This is a genomic window from Microbispora siamensis (genome assembly GCF_016863095.1).
GTDB lineage: Bacteria > Actinomycetota > Actinomycetes > Streptosporangiales > Streptosporangiaceae > Microbispora > Microbispora siamensis.
The window spans coordinates 1-20577 of sequence record NZ_BOOF01000041.1; the positions used below are offsets into that span (position 1 = coordinate 1).

The 20577-nt window shown below is 72.3% G+C and carries 17 protein-coding genes; 14 read left to right on the forward strand and 3 right to left on the reverse strand.

Annotation, left to right across the window (positions count from 1 at the left end; translation table 11 throughout):
* Positions 1 to 1842 precede the first annotated feature (1842 nt).
* The gene (locus Msi02_RS31065) at positions 1843 to 2925 is read left to right on the forward strand and encodes a tetratricopeptide repeat protein (RefSeq protein WP_239108844.1); all 1083 of its coding nucleotides are present in this window, start codon (positions 1843 to 1845) and stop codon (positions 2923 to 2925) included.
* Positions 2926 to 3002: 77 nt separating this feature from the next.
* Here Msi02_RS31065 and Msi02_RS31070 read toward each other — a convergent pair whose 3' ends face one another.
* Positions 3003 to 3929, reverse strand: coding sequence for an MBL fold metallo-hydrolase (locus Msi02_RS31070; RefSeq protein WP_239108846.1), 927 nt, complete (start codon positions 3927 to 3929; stop codon positions 3003 to 3005).
* Positions 3930 to 4033: 104 nt separating this feature from the next.
* On the opposite strand from Msi02_RS31070, the gene Msi02_RS31075 reads away from it, so the two are divergent.
* A complete protein-coding gene (locus Msi02_RS31075) occupies positions 4034 to 4639 on the forward strand; it encodes a single stranded DNA-binding domain-containing protein (protein ID WP_204051509.1) in 606 nt (201 codons plus the stop codon).
* On the opposite strand, the gene Msi02_RS31080 is transcribed toward Msi02_RS31075, so the two are convergent.
* On the reverse strand, positions 4614 to 5840 hold the full coding sequence (locus Msi02_RS31080) for a DUF1015 family protein (protein WP_239108848.1): 1227 nt from the start codon (positions 5838 to 5840) through the stop codon (positions 4614 to 4616). The two genes, Msi02_RS31075 and Msi02_RS31080, sit on opposite strands and share 26 nt — an antisense overlap.
* Positions 5841 to 6017: 177 nt before the next feature.
* Between Msi02_RS31080 and Msi02_RS31085 the strand changes: the two genes are divergently transcribed.
* Together Msi02_RS31085 and Msi02_RS31090 are read left to right on the forward strand one after the other, a co-directional pair.
* Complete coding sequence (locus Msi02_RS31085; protein WP_226873954.1) at positions 6018 to 6359, forward strand: tetratricopeptide repeat protein; 342 nt, start codon at positions 6018 to 6020, stop codon at positions 6357 to 6359.
* Positions 6360 to 6379: 20 nt separating this feature from the next.
* Complete coding sequence (locus Msi02_RS31090) at positions 6380 to 7384, forward strand: HAD-IIA family hydrolase (protein ID WP_204051511.1); 1005 nt, start codon at positions 6380 to 6382, stop codon at positions 7382 to 7384.
* A 339-nt stretch (positions 7385 to 7723) separates the two neighbouring features.
* Here the strand turns inward: Msi02_RS31090 and Msi02_RS31095 are convergent, their stop codons facing one another.
* Positions 7724 to 8113 (reverse strand): SCP2 sterol-binding domain-containing protein, encoded by a 390-nt coding sequence (locus Msi02_RS31095; RefSeq protein ID WP_239108850.1) that lies wholly within the window; start codon positions 8111 to 8113, stop codon positions 7724 to 7726.
* A 375-nt stretch (positions 8114 to 8488) separates the two neighbouring features.
* Between Msi02_RS31095 and Msi02_RS31100 the strand changes: the two genes are divergently transcribed.
* From Msi02_RS31100 to Msi02_RS31145, 10 genes are all read left to right on the forward strand, one after another.
* Complete coding sequence (locus tag Msi02_RS31100) at positions 8489 to 8710, forward strand: hypothetical protein (RefSeq protein WP_204051512.1); 222 nt, start codon at positions 8489 to 8491, stop codon at positions 8708 to 8710.
* Positions 8711 to 8792: 82 nt separating this feature from the next.
* Positions 8793 to 9602, forward strand: a complete 810-nt coding sequence (locus tag Msi02_RS31105; protein WP_239108851.1) for a TlyA family RNA methyltransferase — start codon at positions 8793 to 8795, stop codon at positions 9600 to 9602.
* 25 nt (positions 9603 to 9627) lie between these two features.
* Positions 9628 to 10575, forward strand: a complete 948-nt coding sequence (locus Msi02_RS31110) for an NAD kinase (RefSeq protein WP_239108852.1) — start codon at positions 9628 to 9630, stop codon at positions 10573 to 10575.
* Positions 10576 to 10757: 182 nt separating this feature from the next.
* A complete protein-coding gene (recN, locus tag Msi02_RS31115; RefSeq protein WP_204051514.1) occupies positions 10758 to 12527 on the forward strand; it encodes a DNA repair protein RecN in 1770 nt (589 codons plus the stop codon).
* Positions 12528 to 13004: 477 nt separating this feature from the next.
* Entirely contained in the window at positions 13005 to 14201 is a 1197-nt protein-coding gene (gene steA, locus Msi02_RS31120; RefSeq protein WP_079319438.1) for a putative cytokinetic ring protein SteA, read from the forward strand.
* Entirely contained in the window at positions 14198 to 15175 is a 978-nt protein-coding gene (locus Msi02_RS31125) for a copper transporter (RefSeq protein WP_204051515.1), read from the forward strand. The genes steA and Msi02_RS31125 overlap by 4 nt, the downstream gene beginning before the upstream one ends.
* Positions 15176 to 15227: 52 nt before the next feature.
* Positions 15228 to 16181, forward strand: coding sequence for a hypothetical protein (locus tag Msi02_RS31130; RefSeq protein WP_239108854.1), 954 nt, complete (start codon positions 15228 to 15230; stop codon positions 16179 to 16181).
* A gap of 55 nt (positions 16182 to 16236) precedes the next feature.
* Positions 16237 to 17919 (forward strand): murein biosynthesis integral membrane protein MurJ, encoded by a 1683-nt coding sequence (gene murJ, locus Msi02_RS31135; protein WP_204051516.1) that lies wholly within the window; start codon positions 16237 to 16239, stop codon positions 17917 to 17919.
* Positions 17920 to 18087: 168 nt separating this feature from the next.
* A complete protein-coding gene (locus Msi02_RS31140; protein WP_204051517.1) occupies positions 18088 to 19200 on the forward strand; it encodes a glycosyltransferase family 4 protein in 1113 nt (370 codons plus the stop codon).
* Positions 19201 to 19480: 280 nt separating this feature from the next.
* Positions 19481 to 20494: a TerC family protein gene (locus Msi02_RS31145; protein WP_239108855.1), complete on the forward strand. Its 1014-nt coding sequence runs from the start codon at positions 19481 to 19483 to the stop codon at positions 20492 to 20494.
* Positions 20495 to 20577 lie beyond the last annotated feature (83 nt).

Here is a 20577-nt window from a genome sequence, read left to right on the forward strand (position 1 = left end):
CTGTGTTTATGAGGCCATGTCTTCACCCTGCGGAAACCGCGTTGACGGGAACGAAAGCTCCCGTCGAGGCCCGGGCGGTGGTGACGGCGCGCTAGGCTGGCAATGCCGGGCCACCCCACCACGGGTGGCCTTCGTCGCATCGGACGAGAAGCGAAGGCTGCGGCGGACGCGATCCCAGCGGACCTGCGGCGCAAACAACGTGTCTTCCCTGGAACTCATCGGGTATGGGGCGGATCCCCAAAAGTCAGGACAGTGGGAAGACAGAGCCCTGCGGCCGGCGAACCGGACGCGGTGAGCAAGCAACAGAGGACAGAAGTGAACAGAGAAGACGGGCGCGACGGCGCGGGCCGTGGCGGAGACAACCGCGAAGAGAGCAGAAACCGGGCTGAGCGCTCCGGAGGATTCCGCGGTAACGGAGGAAGCGGCGGCTTCGGCGGTCGTTATGGAGAGCGGCGAGAAGGCTTCCGGAGCGACCGCGGCGAACGCGGCGAGCGCCCGTTCCAGTCCGACAGGCGCGGCAACCGCGACCAGGGCGGACCGTCCGGGGGACGGTTCGGTTCGCGTGATCGTGACGACAGGGCGACCGGCTCCTATGGGGATCGTGACAGGCGCGGCGGCTATCGTGACCGGGATGACCGCGGTCGCCGTCCCTTCGGCACCGGGGATCGCACGGGTGGCCGAAGCGACGACCGCGGCGGATACCGCGACCGCGACGGAGGGCGGAGCTTCGACCGGCCACGCGCGGCCGGCGGCTTCGAGGGACGCCGGGAATCCGGAAGCTACGAAGGACGTAAGGAAGCCGGAGGCTCCGAAGGACGCGGGGAGCGCGTCTATCAGGACCGGGACGCCTTCCGTACCGATCGGCCGCGCCGTTCCTACGGCGACCGCGACGGCTTCCGAGGCGGACAGGGCTCGCGGGACCGCGAGGAACGGGGCGGACGCCCGTTCCGGTCGGACGACCGCGGCAGCCGGCCGTACGGTGAGCGCCGCACGGATCGGCGGGAAGGCGGCGGATACGGAGACCGCCCGCAGCGCCAGGGCGGCGGGTTCGGTGGACGCTACGGCTTCCGCGAGCGCGACGGCCGCGACAACCGTGAGGGTCGGGAGAGCCGGGAAGGCCGCTCCTTCACGCCTCGGTACGAGCGTGATGATCGTGACGGGTCCGGCAGCCGCCCGCCGCGACGTACGGACCAGGAGCGCGGTTACGGCCGCGACGACAGGGGCGGAAGCGGGTACGAGCGGCAGGACCGTCCCCGGCGTCCGTACGGCGATCGAGGTGGCGACCGGGGCACCGATCGCGCCTTCGGCGGTGAGGAGCGGCCGCGGCGTTCGTTCGGCGACCGCGACGGCAGAGGCGGCGGGGACAGGCCCAGGCGCCCCTATGGGGATCGGCAGGACGTCGGTGGGGACCGGTACCGCGACCGGGACTCGTTCCGCGACAGGCCGCGCCGTACGCCGGGGGACAAGCCCGGGGGGTCGTTCCGGGACCGCGACGACAGGCGGCCGGGCCGCGACCGTGACGAAGGGGCTCGGACGTTCCGGGGGCGTGAGTCGGGCTCCGGCGACCGGCCACGACGCCAGTTCGATGGCGATCGCGGTGCCCGGCCGTTCGGCAGGGACCGTGACGAGTCCAGGCCGTTCAGCGGCGACCGCGACGCGGCACGTCCCTTCAGCCGCGACGATCGGGGCGGCAGCCGTACCCGCTATGGCAGGCCGGACGAGCAGAGCAGGCCGAGGACGCGGGAGGAGATTCCTCCGCTCGACCCGGACATCACGCCGGACGAGCTGGACCGGGAGGCGCGTGCGGAGCTCCGCTCGCTGCCGAACGACTTGGCGGATCTCGTGGCCAGCCACCTTGTGGCGGCGGCCCGTGCGCTGAGTGCGGAGGAGCCGGAGAAGGCCTACGAGCACGCCAAGGTGGCCCGCCGCTTCGCGGGCAGGATCGGCGTGGTCCGCGAGGCCACCGGGATCGCCGCCTACCACGCCGGTCAGTACGCCGAGGCGCTGGGCGACCTCCGGGCCGCCAGGCGGATCACCGGCTCGGACGAGTACCTGCCGATCATGGCGGACTGCGAGCGTGGGCTCGGGCGGCCCGAGCGGGCGCTCGACCTCGTCCGGTCGCGTGAGGCCGAACGGCTGGACCGCGCGGGCAAGATCGAACTGGCCATCGTGGAGTCCGGGGCCCGTCGCGACCTCGGCCAGCACGACGCGGCCGTGATCACGCTGCAGCGGGTTCCGGAACTGCGCGATCCTCAGCCGAAGCCGTGGTCGGCACGCCTCGCGTTCGCGTACGCGGACGCCCTGGCCGACGCGGGGCACGAGGAAGCGGCGACCGACTGGTTCGCCCGGGCCATGGCGTTCGACGAGGACGGCGAGACCGATGCGGCCGAACGCTACGCCGAGCTGACCGGCGGACTCATCGAGGACCTGGAAGAGGGCTACGACGAGTCCGATGCCGAGTCCGGTGATCTCCTGGACGACCTCGCCGACGATGAAGAGGAAGTCGGCGACGAGGCGATTCGCGAGGCGGTCAAGGACGAGGAGGACGACGCGGACATTTCCGACGGCGGCCGGGACGGCGACCTCTCCGACGAGGGCGATCTGACCGACGACGCGGTGGACGGCGAGCCCGCGAACGACGATGCGGCCGTGACGTCCTCGGCCGGCGAGGTGGCCGCCCCAGCGGCACCGGCGGCACCGGCGGCACCGGCCGTACCGGCGGCACCGGCGGCACCGGCCGTACCGTCGGCACCGGCCGTACCGTCGGCATCGGCCGGAGAGGAGGCCCGTGACGCCGATGAGGTGGCCGAGCGGCCTTCGGCTACGAGCGCGCCGTCCTACGGTCCCGCGTTCATCGAGCCGGACTTCGGTGACGTGCTCGACGGCCCCGAGGATTCCGAGGATCCGGTGAAGCGTCAGGCCTGACGTTGTGGACGGGCGCCGCCTCGGCGGCGCCCGTTTACTTTGCGTCGGGAGAAGCGGCGCTTTCAGGGGTTCGGGAGTCAGTGCGGGGTGCGGTCCAGCCAGTGCATGATTCCCGCGACGTTCGACGGCGCGCCGCTCAGCAGCTCGAACTGCTCGGCGGTGGCCTCGTCGGCGCGCAGCGCGGCGTACCGCTCCCGTGTCCGGTCGCGCACCATGGCGACGGCGTGATCGAGGTCGAGTCCCTCGGCCCTGGCCCGTCTGGTGAGGTCCACCCAGATCCGGAGCTCCTCGGCCGACCGTTCGAGGGTCGAGGGCACGTCCTCCACCGGTCCATAGTGGCTGAACAGCAGCCGCTGCGGTTTCAGGGCCGTGAACAGCGCGATCGAGCCGAGGGCCACGTCGAGGTCGAAGTCCGGTGGCGGCGTGGCGGGCCGCAGGTCTCCGGTCTCGGGCAGGTAGACGCCGGCGGCGTCGCCCACGTACAGGTCACCGGTGAGCGAGTCGAGCAGGCCTACGTGGTGCTTGGCATGGCCGGGGGAGTAGTGGCTCGCCAGGGTGCGGCCGTTGCCCAGATCGATCGTTCCGGTGTCGCCCAGGGCCCTGATGCGGGCCGCGTCGGTGGGCGCCAGAGTGCCGAACAGTACGTCGAGCTTGTCGCCCCAGACCATCTTGGCGCTCGCCATGAGCCGGGACGGATCGGCGAGATGGCGGGCGCCCTTCTCATGGACGACGATCTCCGCCGACGGATAGTAGTTCGCGATGTCCCCCACGCCGCCGGCGTGATCCAGGTGGATGTGGGTGACCACGACGGTCGCGAGATCGTCCGGTCCCACCCCGAGGGAGGACAGGGCGTCCCTGACCACGGGAGCCGAGGTCGAGGTGCCCGTCTCGACGAGGCAGGGGCGGTCGCCGAGGATCAGATAGCCCGCGGTGATGCCGGAATAGCCCGCCATCCGCGTGTCGATCTCGTAGACGTCGCCGCCGAGTGGAGTCACGTTGTCCACAGCCCACTCCTGAAACTAGAACCGGTATCCACAGAATGGCATTCAGGGCCGCGCCGACCCAACCCGGCCACGCATAGTGATCTCCACGGCGGAGAGGAGATCACATGCACCGCAACGAGGTGGTGCTGGCCGGGCGGCTGTCCATGGAGCCGGCACACCGGGAACTGCCGAGCGGAGCCCTGCTGACGCAGTGGCGTCTCGCGGTCCGCAGGCCGGGGGGCCGCTCGGGCCATCAGCGGTCGGACGCGATCGAGTGCGCGACGCTCGACGACGTCGTGCGCGGCATGCTGGCCGGGTGGCAACTCGATGATCTGGTGGAGGTGGAAGGCGCGCTGCGCCGCCGCTGGTGGCGGGGCGGCAGCCGCTACGAGATCGAGGTCCGTACGGCACGCCGCGTCGAAGCGGCCGTGCCCCGCGGCAGGCCGCGCAGGAGAAGGCCCCACGCCGACGACGGCACCGCCGCCGAGACCGGTCAGGCCGATCATGAGGATGCGGTCGCCGATGCGGGCGTGACCGAGGAGGCGGCCTCCGGTGGTGAGGCGTCCTCCGGTGCCTCCGGACATGAGGCGAAGCCCGGGGGGCTTCCGGCAGGCTCTTCGGACGGTCAGGCCGTCGGCCCTCCGGCGACGTCGTCCCGCGGCCACCGGGACGAGGCCGTCGTGGCTGAGCCCGCCGGCGGGGTGATCAGTCAGTGGCGAAGGTCCGCATGACCAGGCCCGTACGGGGCTTGGGACCGAACGAGGTCGACTTGCGCGGCACCCGCTCGCCCTGCGCCGCGACAGTGAGGACGTCCTCCGTGGACAGCGGATTCAGCAGCACCGCCGTCCCGCCGAGCCGGCGCGCCCTCTCGACGGCGGCGAGCGCGTCGTGGTGCACGACCATCACCGACTGCTCGCTGTCGGTGATCCCCCACACCCTGGGCAGGAGGAACGTCGTGAGGATCGAGGTGTCGAGCATCCGCCACCGCGGGGACTGCCCGGACGGCATGGCGTGCTCGACCTGCAGCGGGTCCGGGTCCGTCAGAAGATGGGCGGGTCCCTCGCCGGCGAGCACGAAGGCGGGGCCGGTCGTCGTGGCGAGCCCTGCGAGGGCGTCTTCGACCAAGGGGAACTCGTGGACCTGCCAGGCGCCCTTGGCCCGGGCGGCGGCCTCCTGCAGGGGCAGTCCCGGGATGACCCGGTGGATGGCCCTGAGGTCGGGCGGGTAGACCGTGGAGTCGACCAGGTACGCCAGGCCGTAGTCCCAGGGGCCGGGGCCGATGTGGTCCTTCTGCAGCGCCTCGTAAGTGGCGTAACGATGGTGACCATCCGCGATCAGCGCCTGACGATCACGCAGGTCCTCCGCGACGGCTTCGATCTCGTGAGGGTCGGTCACCGCCCAGAGCCGATGGTGCACGCCCTCACGGGTCCGGACGTCCATAAGAGGGAAACGCTGTGCCGCCACGTCGTCGACGAGCCGGGAGGCGGTGCCGCCGCCTTCGTACAACAGGAAGATCGGCTCGAGGTTGGCCTGCGTGGCCCGCATCAGGGCGAGCCGGTCGGCGACGGGCTCCGGCAGGACGTTCTCGTGCGGAAGGACCGAGGTCGACCCGACCCCGACGCCTCCGATCAGGCCCCGCTGCAGGAAACCGACGCCGCTCTGCTCGTACACGTACAGACCGGGCAGGGAGTCGACCGTCAGCACCCCGTCGGAGAGCCACTCGCTCAGCGCGGCGCTGGCCTCACCGTAATGGCTGACCCCGGGAAGGATCAGGCGCACTACGTTGTTCGGATGACGACTGAGCAGTTCCCGCAGTTCGTCAGGGGAGATGAGATCGTACGGCGGGGAGGTGACAGCGGCCAGATCGTCCACCGCGTAACGGACGCCGTGGAACGGACGTAGCACCAGTCCCGCCCGTTCAGAACTCTCCATACCGGGCATGTTGCCATAAGTGCCCGGACTCCCCGACGCTGCGGTGCCCGGTTGCTTGTGAAATCGGAGTGCAGGAGGGCTTACCCCATGATCGAAGGACGAAACGAGGCCTCTGCTTCTTCCAATGATCCGGGCGGTACGCCTTCCGGCGGCGTCTATGAGTGGTTCAAGCGCGGCATGAAACTGCTCGAAGAGGGCAGCCCGGCCGCGGCGGCGGCGATCCTGGAGCATGCCGTACGGGCCGAGCCGGACTCGCGCAGCCTCCGTGAGGCCCTCGCGCGGGCCCAGTTCAACTCGAAGCGTTACGACGAGGCCGCGGGCAGCTTCCGCTGGATCGTCGACGCCAACCCCGCCGAGGACTACGCCTACTTCGGTCTCGGCTTGTCCCTGTGGCGCAGCGGTGACATCGAGGGAGCGCAGGAGCCCCTCGCGGTGGCCGTCGCGATGCGCCCCGACCTGCGGCACTACGTGTCCGCGCTGAAGCAGGTCAGGGCCACGCTGCGGGCGAGGCGGGCGTGACCGTAGGCCATACTTCCGACATGCCAGAAACCACCGGCGTGCTCGTGGACGCCTACGACACGCTGCTGCTCGACCTCGACGGTGTCGTCTACCTCGGTAAACACGCGGTTCCCTGTGCGCCGGAGGCGCTGGTGAAGGCCAGGGACCAGGGCGTGCGGCTCGCGTTCGTGACGAACAACGCGTCCCGCACGCCGGGGGCGATCGCCCAGCACCTCAGCCATCTCGGCATTCCGGCCGCACCGCAGGACGTGGTGACGTCCGCACAGGCGGCGGCCCGGCTGGTCGCCGAGCACGTACCGGCGGGCTCGGCCGTCCTTGTGGTGGGCGGCATGGGACTGCGGATGGCGCTGCGCGAGCACGGCCTGCGCCCCGTGACCACGGCCCTGGACGCGCCCGCCGCCGTGGTGCAGGGCATCGCCGACAACCTGTCCTACGGGCTGCTGTGCGAAGGGGCGCTCGCCGTACGTCAAGGCGCGTGGTTCGTCGCGGCGAACGGCGACACGACCATGCCGACGGGCCGGGGCGAGCAGCCCGGAAACGGGTCGATGAGCCGCGTGATCGCCACCGCGGCCGGCGTCGAACCGGTGGTCGCGGGCAAGCCGGAGCCGCCGTTGCACCGCGAGTCGATGATTCGCACCCGCGCCGAGAGGCCGCTGATCGTCGGCGACCGGCTCGACACCGACATCGAGGGCGCGACCCGGGCCGGTGTCGACAGCCTGCTCGTGCTGACCGGCGTCGCCACTCCTCTCGACGTGCTCACCGCCGCGCCTCACCACCGCCCCACTCACATCGCCGCCGACCTGTCCGGCCTGCACGCCGCCGTGGTCCCCGTGCGGCGTGGATCGGGCGGCTGGACCTGCGGCGGCTGGACGGCCGTGTGGCAGGACGGGAAACTCGTGCTCGCCGGGGAGGGCGACCCTGTCGAGGGGCTGCGCGCCGCGTGCGCCGCCACCTGGGAGGCGGCGGGGGACGGCCGAGCGGACGAGGACGCGGTGAAGGCCGCACTGGCGGCGCTCGGCCGCTGATCGACGCGGGGGCGGTGTCGTCGCACGCACCATGCGTCACGCCGTCCGCCTGCGTTCGAGATCGCCCCGCGCAGCGCCGTCTGCCCGTGTTCCAGGTCGTCGCCCCGCAACGCCGTCCGCTTTGCGTTCGAGGTCGTGGCCCCACGCAACGCCGTCCGCCCGCGTTCCAGGTCGTCACCCCGCGACCCCGTCCACCTGCATTCGAGGTCGCGGCCCGGCGACCCCGCCCGCTCAGACACGCCGCGTTCTCGCGGTCCGGATCCCGCTATGTACGGCATGCTCCGTGCGGCGTGGTCTGTGCGGAGGCGGCCAGAGGAACTCGCGTCGGAGGGGCTGGTATCAGAGGAGCTTGCGCAGGCGCAGCAGATCGCCGAGGCTCGCGTCGATCTTGACCCGGCCGCCCAGCAGCGCGCGGCCCATGTCGAGCTCGCCGTTCACCATCGAGACCAGGTCCTCGCTCTTGAGCGTCAGCTTGACCTCGGCGGGCCGGCCGTCCTCCGGGGGCACCTCCTTGAAGGGGTCGAGCCCGCCCCGGTGGATGCGGCCGTAGAAGGTCACGCCGAGGTCGGAGATCCGGCAGGCCAGCCGGCGTTCGACCACGTGCTTGGCACGGTCCTCCTCGCTTATCTCGCCGAACTGCTCGACGAGTTTGTCCAGCGCCGCCCGGCATTCCTCGACGGTCGCCATGCGCCTGCCTTTCTCCTCACGGACCGTGTCTCCGCGGACCATGTCTCCTTGCGAACCGCGCACGGATCACCGGTCGACGATGTGATTCCCCTCTACCTACCGACAGTAGCTTTCCACGGGCGGCCCGCGCGAAATCCGCGTCGGGTCATGGAAAGGCAACGGCACGAGTTCGGCGGTCCGCGAGCCGTAGATTTCGCAACCAAAGGGACGGCGAGGTGTGGGTGGCCTCGCTCAGGACTTGAGGCGAGATCACGCGGTGGCAGGCCCGTGCTCCCCGTGGAAGGGCCGGATGGCGCACGATCGTCGGTGGCGTCCGATAGCGTCGAGGCGACCAGCCCCGGCGCGAGCGTGAGGCCGCGCACGGGAAGCTGGACAGGCAAGCGTGACGGGGGCAGCTGATCGGAGCAGGAAGGGACCATGACGGACAGCGGGATCGCGGCCGGGGAACACCTCGCCTCGGGCGCCGACGGCGTGCAGGCCGCGTTGTCGCCTCTCGGACGGCTGGCTCACGCGCCGGTCTCCGAGCATGTGGGCGTCTTCGAACAGGTCCTCGCCGGCCTCGAATCGGTGCTCGCGTCCGTGGAGGATGCCGACGGGCGGCAGCCGGAAGCCCACGGCGGCCGGGAGAACGATCAGTGAGCGCCACGGGAGCGGCCGTGGACGCCACGAGTGGGACGCGGACGCCGGGCCGGACGGCACGGGACGGCGCGGAGCGGGCCCGGTGAAGCGCGTACGGCTCGACAGCGAACTCGTACGCCGCGGGCTCGCCCGGTCCAGAGAGCAGGCGGCCCAGCTCATCGAGGCGGGCCGGGTCAGCGTCGGAGGACGGGTGGCGGGCAAGGCGGCCACGCAGGTGGACACCGCCGCCCCCATCGTTGTCGCCGAGACGGCCGAGGGACCCGACTACGTGTCCAGGGGCGCGCACAAGCTGCTCGGCGCGCTGCGTGCGTTCGAAGGGCTCCGCGTCGAGGGGCGCCGGTGCCTCGACGCGGGAGCCTCGACCGGCGGCTTCACCGACGTGCTGCTCAGGCACGGCGCCGCCCACGTGCTCGCGGTCGACGTGGGATACGGCCAGCTCGCCTGGTCGCTGCGTACGGACGAGCGGGTCACGGTGATGGAGCGGGTCAACGTGCGCGACCTGACCCCGGAGATGGTGGGCGAGCCGCCGACGCTGATCGTGGGAGACCTGTCCTTCATCTCCCTCCGGCTCGTCCTCCCGGCCCTGGTGCGCTGCGCGGCCGAGGTGGCGGAGTTCGCGATGCTGGTCAAGCCGCAGTTCGAGGTGGGCAAGGAGCGCGTGGGCTCGGGAGGCGTCGTACGCGACCCGGCTCTGCGGGCGGAGGCGGTGCGGGACGTCGCTGCGGCGGCGGGCTCGCTGGGCCTGACCGTGAAGGGCGTGACGGCGAGCCCGCTGCCGGGGCCGTCGGGGAACGTGGAATACGTTCTGTGGCTCGGGAAGGGGCCGGGACACGACCCCGTGCCCGACGTGGACGCGGCCATCGACACGGCGGTCGCGGAGGGGCCCCGGTGAGCGCGGGCGGCGAGGCGTGGAGACGATGAGCGCGATGAGCACGGGCGGCGCGACGGACGACCGGGCGGACGCCAAGAGGACCGTCCTGGTCACGGCGCACACGGGCCGGGAGGCGGCCGTGCGCAGCGCCCGCCTGGTGATGGAACGGCTGATCGAGGCGGGCATCAACGTCCGGGTGCTCGACGAGGAGGCCGAGGAGCTCGGCTGCGCCCACGCCGAGGTGGTCCCGGACAACGGGGCGGCGCTGGAGGAGGCCGAGCTGATCATCGTCCTCGGCGGTGACGGCACGCTGCTGCGCGCCGCCGAGATGGCCCGCCCGGCCGCGGTGCCGCTGCTCGGCGTGAACCTGGGGCATGTGGGCTTCCTCGCCGAGGCGGAGGTGGAGGACCTGTCGTCCGTGGTGGACCTGGTGGTCGAGGGCCGCTACGAGGTCGAGGAGCGCATGACGATCGAGGTCGTCGTGCGCCTGAACGGCTCGGTGCTCGCGCGGACCTGGGCGCTCAACGAGGCGTCGGTCGAGAAGAAGGACCGCATGCTGGAGGTCGTCGCGGAGATCGACGGCCGGCCGCTGTCGCGCTGGGGGTGCGACGGCGTGATCTGCGCGACCCCCACCGGTTCGACGGCGTACGCCTTCTCGGCGGGCGGTCCGGTCGTGTGGCCCGAGGTGGAGGCGCTGCTCCTGGTGCCCAACAGCGCCCACGCCCTGTTCGCCCGGCCGATGGTGGTGTCGCCGAAGTCCACGCTCGCGCTGGAGATCCTCCCCGACACCAGCGCCGGTGTGCTGTGGTGCGACGGCCGCCGCCGTTTCGACATCCCGCCCGGCGCCCGCGTGGAGGTCCGCAGGGGCGAGGTGCCCGTACGGCTGGCCCGCCTGCTCGGCGTGGAGACCACAGGCGCGCCCTTCACCGACCGCCTGGTCGCGAAGTTCGGATTGCCGGTGCAGGGCTGGCGGGGCCGCGTACGCTCCGGTTGACCGCGAGACGCGCCGTGGTCCACAGCGAGTTGTGGTGGTTGATGGTGATATGCCGGGTGAGCAGGGCTTTCGTGTCCACAGATTCTCGTTCGGGTCGCGGTCCGGACACGCTGTCCTCGAAAATCTTGACGAGTTACGCGTAGGATCTCTGGCGAGTTCGGTCGGCAAAACGGGAGGGACCAGTGCGGCCACGGGTCGAGGAGGTCCGCATCCAGGGGCTCGGCGTGATCGACGAGGCCGTACTGGAGCTGTCACCGGGATTCACCGTCGTCACGGGTGAGACGGGGGCCGGCAAGACGATGGTCGTCACCGGTCTAGGCCTGCTGTTCGGGGGGCGGGCCGACCCGGCCAGGGTCCGGCCGGGCGCCGACAAGGCGCTGATCGAGGGCACGCTCGTGATCGAGCCCGGGGGCCGCGTGGCCCAGCAGGTCGCCGACGTCGGCGGCGAGGTCGAGGACGGGCAGCTCATCATCTCCCGCTCGGTCTCCGCGGAGGGCCGCTCCCGCGCCTGGCTGGGCGGCCGTGCGGTGCCCGTGGGCACGTTGACGTACATCGCCGACGACCTCGTGGCCGTGCACGGGCAGATGGACCAGCAGCGGCTGCTGCAGCCCGGCAGGCAGCGCGCGGCGCTCGACCGCTACGCCGGTGACGAGCTGGTCAAACCCCTGCGGGCCTACGAGCAGGCCTACAAGCGGCACAAGCAGGTGGGCGAGCTGCTCCACGAGCTGACCGTCAAGGCCAGGGAGCGGGCGCAGGAGGCCGACGTGCTGCGGTTCGGCCTGGAGGAGATCGAGAAGGTCGAGCCCAGGGCGGGGGAGGACGCCGAGCTGAAGGAGGAGGCCGAGCGGCTCTCGCATGCCGACGCGTTGCGCACCGCCGCCACGACCGCTCACGCGGCGCTGCTCGGCGATCCGATGTCGAGCGCGCAGGACGTGCAGGACGCCGTGTCGCTGCTCGGTCACGCGAAGGCGGCCGTGGAGTCCGTGCGCGACTTCGACCCCGCGCTCGCCGGGCTCGCCGACCGCCTGGCCGAGGCCGGTTACCTGGTCTCCGACGTGGCGACCGAGCTGGCCGCGTACGCCGAGTCGGTCGAGGCCGACCCGGCGCGGCTGGCCGCCGTGCAGGAGCGCAGGGCGGCGCTGAACGGGCTCATGCGCAAGTACGGCGAGGACGTCACGGCGGTTCTCGCGTGGGCGCAGCGGGCCGCCGAGAGGCTGACGGAGCTCGAAGGCGACGACGAGCGCATCGAGGAGCTGACACGGGAGCACGGTGAACTCACCGAGCGGCTGGGCGAGCTGGCCGGTGAGCTGACGGCGATCCGCACCGCGGCGGCCGACCGGTTCGGCCAGGCGGTGACCGAGGAGCTGACCGCGCTCGCCATGCCGCACGCCCGGGTGAGCGTGGCGATCACCGCCACCGACGGTTTCGGCCCGCACGGTGTGGACGAGGTCGAGCTCCGGCTGGCATCCCATCCCGCCGCGCCGCCGCTGCCGCTGACGAAGGGCGCCTCCGGCGGCGAGCTGAGCCGGGTGATGCTCGCCATCGAGGTGGTCTTCGCCGGTGCCGACCCCGTTCCGACGTTCGTGTTCGACGAGGTCGACGCGGGGGTGGGCGGCAAGGCGGCCGTGGAGATCGGCAGGCGGCTGGCCAAGCTCGCCAGGACGGCGCAGGTCATCGTGGTCACCCACCTGCCGCAGGTGGCGGCCTTCGCCGACCAGCACCTCGTGGTCGAGAAGGCGAGCGACGGCAGGGTGGTCCGCAGCGGCGTCGTGACGCTCGACCAGGAGGGCCGCGAGCGGGAGCTGTCGCGGATGCTCGCCGGCCTGGAGGACTCCGAGCTCGGCCGGGCGCACGCCGCCGAGCTGCTGTCCATCGCTGCCGCCGACAAGGCCGCCTGGGAGAAGGCGTCCCCGGGGGCGACCAGGCGCGGGGGCCGCCGCGCCGCCGGCTGAGGGCTGCGGCCGTCGCCGGCCACTGCGCGGTGCCGTGCAGGCGCGGTGCGGTGCAGGCGGTGCGGTGCAGGCGGTGCGGTGCAGGCGCGGTGTAGGCGCGGTGTAGGCGCGGTGTAGGCGCGGTGCGGTTTCGCGCGCGGGGGGCTCGCGGTTGCGGCAGCGCGAAATCGCGCAGATGCCGGGCCGGGGCGAGCCTGCTGGACCTGCCGCGGCTCGCCGCCGCCGGCCCGTCCAGCGCGTACACTCGGCGGGGCGCGCGCGGGGGTGACGTTTGGAGCAGGGCGCGCCGGGAAGCAGTCAAGCCCCGGCAACGAGGGGGCGGAGGAACGGGGGGCGGACGGCGTCGCGGAAGGTGTGCGTTGGCTCGGCTGCCCCCGGTCGGCGCACCTCGGCAACATCCCTGACTTGCAGTGACAATTCAGACGAGCCGTGGGGTGTGGAAGCGTGGCGGTCGCCGCCTCTGGCAGGATGGTCATGATGAAGGTCCCGAGCTTGAATGTTCCGGGCCTCCGCCGCAGGAAGGCCGACGGCCTTCCCGGGGTGACGGCAGTGGCGAGAATCGACAGGCGGACGAAGAGGCTGACCAAGCGCCTCAAGCCCGGGGAAATCGCGATTATCGATCACGTCGACATCGACCGGGTCAGCGGGGAGGCTCTCGTCGCGTGCGGCGTGGCGGCCGTGGTCAACGTCGCCGCGAGCATCAGCGGCCGTTACCCCAACCTCGGGCCGCAGATCCTGATCGACGCGGGCATCCCTCTGATCGACAACGCGTCGCCGGAACTGTTCGAGCGGATCGCCGACGGCGAGGTCGTCCGCGTCCACGACGGCATGGTCTACCTCGGCGAGGAACTCGTCGGCAAGGGGGAGCCGCAGACCGCCGAGAGCGTCGAAGCGGCGATGACCGAGGCGCGCGCGGGCCTCGCCGTCCAGATCGAGGCCTTCGCCGCGAACACGATGGAGTACGTCCGGCGCGAGCGCGACCTTCTGATCGACGGGGTCGGCGTGCCCGACATCCGTACCTCCCTGGAGAACCGCCACGCCCTCATCGTGGTGCGGGGTTACCACTACAAGGAGGACATCGCCACGCTGCGGCCGTACATCCGGGAGTACCGCCCGGTGCTGATCGGCGTGGACGGCGGGGCGGACGCGCTGCTCGAGGCCGGGTACGTGCCCGACATCATCGTGGGCGACTTCGACTCCGTCTCGGAGAAGGCGCTGTGCTGCGGCGCCGAACTGGTCGTCCACGCCTATCGCGACGGGCGGGCGCCGGGGCTCGAGCGGGTGCGCAAGCTGGGCCAGGAGGCGGTCGTGTTCCCCGCGACCGGGACGAGCGAGGACATCGCGATGCTCCTGGCCGACGACAAGGGCGCCACGCTGATCGTCGCGGTCGGCACCCACTGGACGCTCGACGAGTTCCTGGACAAGGGCAGGTCGGGCGCGGCGAGCACCTTCCTCACCCGCCTGCGGGTGGGCAGCAAGCTCGTGGACGCCAAGGGCGTGAGCAGGCTCTACCGCAGCCGGATCTCCACGCCCTCCCTGTTGCTGCTCGTGGCCACCACGCTGGTCACGATCGGCGTGGTCCTCTCGGTATCGCCGATTGGTCAGGTGTGGCTGAACGGCCTGCGCGTGGCCTGGAACGGCTTCATCTTCTGGCTGGTCGGACTCTTCTCGTGATCGATTTCCGTTATCACCTCGTCTCGATCGTGGCGATCTTCCTCGCGCTCACGGTCGGCATCGTGCTGGGCAGCACCGTGCTCGAGCCCACGTTCTTCAAGTCGGCCGAGGAGATGACCGCGTCGCTGCGGCAGGCCAACGAGAAATACCTGACGCAGATCTCGCAGCTGCAGACGCGCGAGGAGGGCGGCGACTCGCTGGTCACGACCCACCTGCCCGAGCTCGTGCGCGGCCAGCTCGCGGGGGAGCGCGTCGTGCTCGTCGAGGCTCCCGGTGCGTCGGCCGCCCTGCGCGACCCGATCGAGAAGCTCGTCACGAGCGCGGGCGCCTCCTACGCCGGCAGGGTCAGCCTGACCGAGAAGTTCGTCGAGGCCGAGCAGGCGAGCGTGGTGGACGGGCTGGCCACCAACCTCGCCCCGGCCGGCACCGCTTTCCCCGACGGGGCCACGCCGTACGACAAGGCCGCCGCGATGCTCGCCGGCGCGATCGTGACCAACGACCGCGCGCAGGCGGGCCGGGCCAACCCCGCGGCCACCGGCGTGCTCGAGGCGTTCCAGGCGGGCGACTTCCTGACTCTGAACGGCGACCCCGAGCAGCGGGCGACGATGGCCATCGTGCTCGCGCCGGCCCAGCCGTACGAGGGGGAGGACGCCGACCGGCAGACGAACGCGCTCGTCTCGGTCGCGGCCGGCCTCGACAGCGGCGCTCTCGGCACCGTCCTGGCGGGCACCGTCACCGCCTCCGCCAACGGCGGCGTCATCGCGGCGCTGCACGACACCGGCGGCGTGGCCTCGGCGGTCTCGACCGTCGACACCGTCGATTTCGCCGCAGGCCGTGTCGTGGTGGTCTACGCTCTGCGGGAGCAACTGGCTGGCCGTTCGGGCTCGTACGGCATCGGCAGCGGCGCGACGGCGTTCGAGCCCACGGTGACCGCGCCCAGCCAGACCCCCACCCCGGCGGCGAGCCGGGGCTGAGCCGCCGACCGGCACATCACGCCTGACGAACACGTAGAGAAGGGCAACAGCCGTGGCCAGACGTCCCCAGGCCGGCACCCGCGCCGCCGCGGTGCTCGGAGCCGCCGTCGGCGCCGCGCTCGGCGCGGCCGCCGCGCGCGCCGCCTTCGCCGCTTTCCGGCGCCGCCCGCCGATCGGCGACGAGAAGACCGCCGACGAGTACTGGACCCGGGTCAACCATCGGGGCGAGCCGGTCACGCTGCTGGAGGGCCCCGCGTTCGCCGCCGGCGCCGTGGCCGCCTCCGCCCTCGCCCCCGGCCTCCCGGTACGCGCCCGCGCGGCCGCCGTGCTCGCCGGCGCGGGCAGCGGCGTCCTCGGCGCGTACGACGACCTGTTCGGCACGACCTCGTCGAAGGGGTTCAAGGGCCATCTGGCCGCGCTCGCACGCGGCGAGGTGACCAGCGGAGCGGTCAAGATCCTCGGCATCGGCGCGACCGGGCTCGCCGCGGCGGTCCTCGCCCCCCGGCACGCCCAGGGTGAGGGCGTGGTGGCGCGGTCCCTCGACACGCTCGTCGACGGCGCGCTGATCGCTGGCAGCGCCAATCTGGCCAACCTGTTCGACCTGCGGCCCGGCCGCGCGATCAAGGTGGGGCTGCTCGCCGGGGTCCCCCTGCTGGCCGCCTCGATTGCCGCGCCCTACGGCCCGCGCTCCCGTCAGGCCGCCGCGTTGACCGCCGTCCCGCTGGGCGCGGCGGCGGCGCTGCTGCCCGAGGACCTGGGCGAGCGGGCGATGCTCGGCGACGCCGGGGCGAACGCGCTCGGCGCGCTGCTCGGCCTGGCGGCCACGGCCCGGCTGGGCAGGCCCGGCCGGATCGCCGCCCTCGGTGTCGTCGCCGCTCTCACCGCCGCCTCGGAGAAGGTCAGCTTCACCAAGGTCATCGCCGGCAACCGGGTGCTCAACCGCCTGGACATGCTCGGCCGCCGCGCTCCCCAGACCGCCCCCGGCTCGCCGGGGTCGCACGGGTGACCTGGACGACCAGGGCCGTCCGCGGAGGCGTGCGGCACCGGCATGGGTAAGCGGAATGGTTAGACGGCTCGGGGCGGGGATCGCGGGGGCGGCGGTCCTCATCGGGGTCATCACGGTCCTGGCGCGGGTGACCGGCTTCGCCAAGCAACTGGCGTTCGCGCGCACGGTCGGCACGAACTGCCTGGCCACCGCCTACTACACGGCCAACAACGTGCCGAACATCGTGTTCGAGGTCGTGGTGGGCGGCGCACTCGCCGGGATGGTCGTCCCGGTGCTCGCCGGCGCCGCCGCCAGATCGGACGGCGGGGCGCGTGCGGAGGTCGGCCGGATCGCCTCCGCGTTGCTGACCTGGGTGATCGTGCTGCTGGTGCCGCTCGCGGCGCTGACCGCGCTGGTCGCGGCGCCGGTGGCGCGCCTGCTCGTCGGCTCCGAGGTGGAGCACTGCGACGTGGGCCAGGTGGCTGCCGTCGCCGCGCGCATGCTGGTCGTGTTCGCGCCGCAGATCCCGTTGTACGGCATGGCCGTGGTGCTCTACGGCGTGCTGCAGGCCCATCGCCGCTTCTCGGGGCCGGCGCTGGCGCCGCTGGTGTCGAGCGTGGTGGTCATCATCGCCTACCTGGCCTTCGGGCCGCTCAGCGGCGGTCACAAGGACCCCGCCGCGGTGCCCGCGCCGGCCGAGATCGCGCTGTCTGCGGGCACGACGCTCGGCGTGCTGGCTCTGGTCGTCACCGTGGCCGGGCCCACGTGGCGGCTCGGCCTGCGGTGGCGGCCCACGCTCCGCTTTCCCGAGGGCGTCGCCGTACAGGTGCGGCGGCTCGCTCTGGCCGGGCTGAGCGCGCTGGTCGCCCAGCAGGCCGCCGCGGCGATCCTGATTCCCATCGCCAACCGCGTCGGCGGAGGCGCGCTGCCCGCCTACAACTACGCGTGGGCGATCTACCAGGTGCCGTACGCCGTGCTCGCGGTGCCCATCGCGACCAGCGCGTTCCCCGCGCTCGCCGCCCGGGCGCAGGCCGAGGACGCGGACGGGGGCGGGGACGGAGGCGGGGGCGACGGCTTCGCGGCACTGGCGGCGCGGACGACACGCGCGGTCGTGCTGGTCTGCGGCCTGGCGGCCGGTGCGCTCGCCGCGGTCGCGGAACCGGTCGCGCACGTCTTCCTCGCCCGGGCCGACACCGCGGTCGCCGCAGCGGACTTCGCCCGGGGGATCGCGCTGTTCGCGCCGGGGCTCATCGGGTATGGCCTGGTGGCTCACCTCAGCCGGGTGCTGTACGCGGCGGGACAGGGCAGAGCGGCGGCCCGGGGGCAGGTCGCCGGATGGCTGGTCGTGGCCGTGGCCCAGGTGGCGTTCGTCCTCGTACTGCCGGACGGCTGGGGCCTGGGCGGGCTCGCACTCGGCCAGGCGGCCGGCATGACGGTAGGGGCAGGGCTGCTGCTGGCCTCGGTCGTGCGGGCGCGAGGGGCGCGGGCCGTTCACGGCGTCCCGCGGGCCGGTCTGGCCGCCCTGCTGGGCGGGGGCGCGGGCTTCCTCGCGGGCGCGGCGGCCGCGCGGCTTCCCCTGTCAGGCGAGGGCCCGTGGGGCGGGCTCCTGACGGCCGCTCTCGCCGGTCTGACCGCCGTGGTCGCGGGGGTCCTCGTCGCCGCCCTCGTGGATCGGAGAGACCTGACCGCCGCCCTGTCCGGAGTGAGACGCGGGAGAGGCGCGAGCCCGGCGGAGCCACCGGCCGAGGAGACGGTATGAACGAGCTGATCAGTAGGCACAGCGTCTGGCGAGGCGCCGGATCGCGCGCCTCCGGCACGACCGGACTCCGAGCCGGAGGCGAGGAGGTGGCATGAGCGAGCGTAGCGAGCGAATCAGTAAGCACAGCGTCTGGCGCATGCCACTCCGAGCCGGAGGCGAGGAGGCGGCATGAGTCGAATCGTGCTCGTGCTGGGATCGAGCGTGGGGGGCGTGGCCCGGCACGTGCGGATGCTCGCCGGTGGGCTGGTCACGCGGGGGCACCGCGTGCTGGTCGCGGGTCCCGGCAGCACCGAGGAGGCATTCTCTTTCACCGGCACCGGCGCGGGTTTCGCCGAGGTCGTGATCGCCGATCGGCCGCACCCCGCGTACGACCTGCGGACCGCCCTGCGCCTGCGCAGGCTCGCCCGCGGCGCGGACGTCGTCCACGCCCACGGCCTGCGGGCCGGAGCGCTGGCCGCGCTCGCCCTCACCGGGGCGCGGGGATGGCCGCGCCTCGTGGTCACCCTGCACAACGCGGTCACGGCGGGCGGCGCGATCGGCGCGGTCTACCGGCTGCTGGAACGGATCGTCGCCCGGCGTGCGGACCGGGTTCTGGCCATCTCGCCCGACGTCGCGGAGCGCATGCGGGCCAGGGGCGCCCGGGGGGTGGACCTCGCGGTCGTGCCCGCGCCGCCGCTCGCCGAACCCGCCCGCCCGGCCGAGGACGTGCGGGCCGAGATCGCCACCCGGCTGCCCGGCCCGGCGGACGCGCCGCGGGCCGTGCAGGAGCGGCCGATCCTGCTCACGGTCGCCCGGCTGGCCCAGCAGAAGGGCCTGGAGACGCTGCTCGACGCGGCGGCCGCGCCGTACAAGGGGGACCCGGTCTTCGTGATCGCGGGTGACGGGCCGCTGCGCGAGGAGCTTCAGGCCCGCGTCGAGGCCGAGGAACTGCCCGTGGTCCTGTACGGCTGGGCAGAACCGGCCGACCTGCTCCAGGTCGCGACGGCGGTGATCGTGCCCAGCCGATGGGAAGGGCAGCCGCTGAGCGTCCAGGAGGCGCTGCGGGCGGGCAGGCCGATCATCGCGACCCGCGTGGGCGGCGTGCCCGGGATGGTGGGCGAGGCGGCCCTGCTGGTGCCACCGCAGGACCCCGGCGCGTTGAGCCGGGAGATCGGCCGCCTGCTCGGCGATCCGGCCCTGGCCGCCCGCCTGGCGGAGGCGTCCGTACGGCGTGGCCGTGAGCTGCCCGACGAGGACGCGGCGCTGCGGGCGGTGCTCGCGGCGTACGGGCTCGCCTCGTAGCGGCGGCGGGGTGGCGAGAGGGTGCGACCCCCCTCTCGCGCCGGTGACACAAGACCGGCGGCCCGGTGAGCCGTCGCGCGTTCCTGCGGACGAGCGCCGACGTTCCGGCAAGGATTAGGTGAGGCTAAGTCTGATCCATATACTGGACGGGTTGGGGGGGGAGTATCCCTTCGCGGCGGTTCCGTCATCACGGTGTAAGCACCCGGGGCCGTCGGTCCGCCGTGCGCGTACGGGCGGGAGAGACCTCCGGCAGTGTGTTCAGCGCGCGCCGGAGGTAATCGTGGTACATGCGCCCCTGTGGTTGTGGGCCCTGGTCATCGTGGGTCTTCTTGTCGTGGTCGCCGTCGACCTGTGGATCGTCGATCGGGGTGAACCACGCGAGTTCTCGATGCGGCAAGCCGGCATCTGGGTGGGCTTCTACGTCTGCCTGGCCGTGCTGTTCGGCATCGGGTTAACGGTCTGGGCCGGTCCCGGGACCGGTGGCGAGTTCTTCGCGGGCTATCTGACGGAATACAGCCTCAGCGTCGACAACCTGTTCGTCTTCTACATCATCATGACCCGCTTCGGGGTGCCCCGGATCTACCAGCACAAGGTCCTGCTGGTCGGCATCCTCCTGGCGCTCGTCATGCGCGGGATCTTCATCGCCATCGGGGCCGCCGCGCTGAGCCGCTTCGGCTGGCTGCTGTACGCGTTCGGGGTCTTCCTCATCTACACGGCGTACACGCTGATCAGGGACCACAACAAGGAGGACGAGGAGTTCAACGAGAACATCCTCCTGCGCTGGGCCCGGCGGGTCTTCCCGACCACCCCCGACTACGTCGGCTCCCGGGTGACCGTGCGCGTGGACGGCAAGCGCATGGTGACACCCATGCTGATCGTGATGATCGCCATCGGCACCACGGATCTACTGTTCGCCCTCGATTCGATCCCGGCCATCTTCGGGCTCACGAAGGCGGCCTTCATCGTGTTCTCCGCGAACGCGTTCGCCCTGATGGGACTGCGTCAGCTCTACTTCCTGCTCGGCGGACTGCTGCAGCGGCTGGTCTACATCAGCTACGGATTGGCGTTCATCCTCGGATTCATCGGGGTTAAGCTGATTCTCGAAGCACTTCACGAGAACGAGGTCTCCTGGGCCCCTCAGATCCCCATCTGGGTGTCGCTGGCGGTCATCGGCGTGACCATGGCCGTGACCACCGTCGCCAGTCTCATCAAGGCTCGCCGCGACGACAGGGCCATTACTCCGGCGGAAGCCTCTCAGACGGAGGCGTCTCAGGCGGAAGCCCCGCAGGGCTAGCGAAACGGGCACTCACCCTGTTTGCTTGTTCTCGTTGTGCCACACATTGACTGCCGGATCGGTAATATCGATCGTTAGCTCGC

Excerpts from the sequence above, each read along its gene's own strand:
- Msi02_RS31075 (WP_204051509.1), top strand. The coding sequence starts at position 4,034 with ATGCACCGCAACGAGGTGGTGCTGGCCGGGCGGCTGTCCATGGAGCCG.
- Msi02_RS31080 (WP_239108848.1), bottom strand. The coding sequence starts at position 5,840 with ATGGAGAGTTCTGAACGGGCGGGACTGGTGCTACGTCCGTTCCACGGC.
- Msi02_RS31085 (WP_226873954.1), top strand. The coding sequence starts at position 6,018 with ATGAAACTGCTCGAAGAGGGCAGCCCGGCCGCGGCGGCGGCGATCCTG.
- Msi02_RS31090 (WP_204051511.1), top strand. The coding sequence starts at position 6,380 with ATGCCAGAAACCACCGGCGTGCTCGTGGACGCCTACGACACGCTGCTG.
- Msi02_RS31095 (WP_239108850.1), bottom strand. The coding sequence starts at position 8,113 with ATGGTCCGCGGAGACACGGTCCGTGAGGAGAAAGGCAGGCGCATGGCG.
- Msi02_RS31100 (WP_204051512.1), top strand. The coding sequence starts at position 8,489 with ATGACGGACAGCGGGATCGCGGCCGGGGAACACCTCGCCTCGGGCGCC.
- Msi02_RS31110 (WP_239108852.1), top strand. The coding sequence starts at position 9,628 with ATGAGCGCGATGAGCACGGGCGGCGCGACGGACGACCGGGCGGACGCC.
- steA (WP_079319438.1), top strand. The coding sequence starts at position 13,005 with ATGAAGGTCCCGAGCTTGAATGTTCCGGGCCTCCGCCGCAGGAAGGCC.
- murJ (WP_204051516.1), top strand. The coding sequence starts at position 16,237 with ATGGTTAGACGGCTCGGGGCGGGGATCGCGGGGGCGGCGGTCCTCATC.
- Msi02_RS31140 (WP_204051517.1), top strand. The coding sequence starts at position 18,088 with ATGAGTCGAATCGTGCTCGTGCTGGGATCGAGCGTGGGGGGCGTGGCC.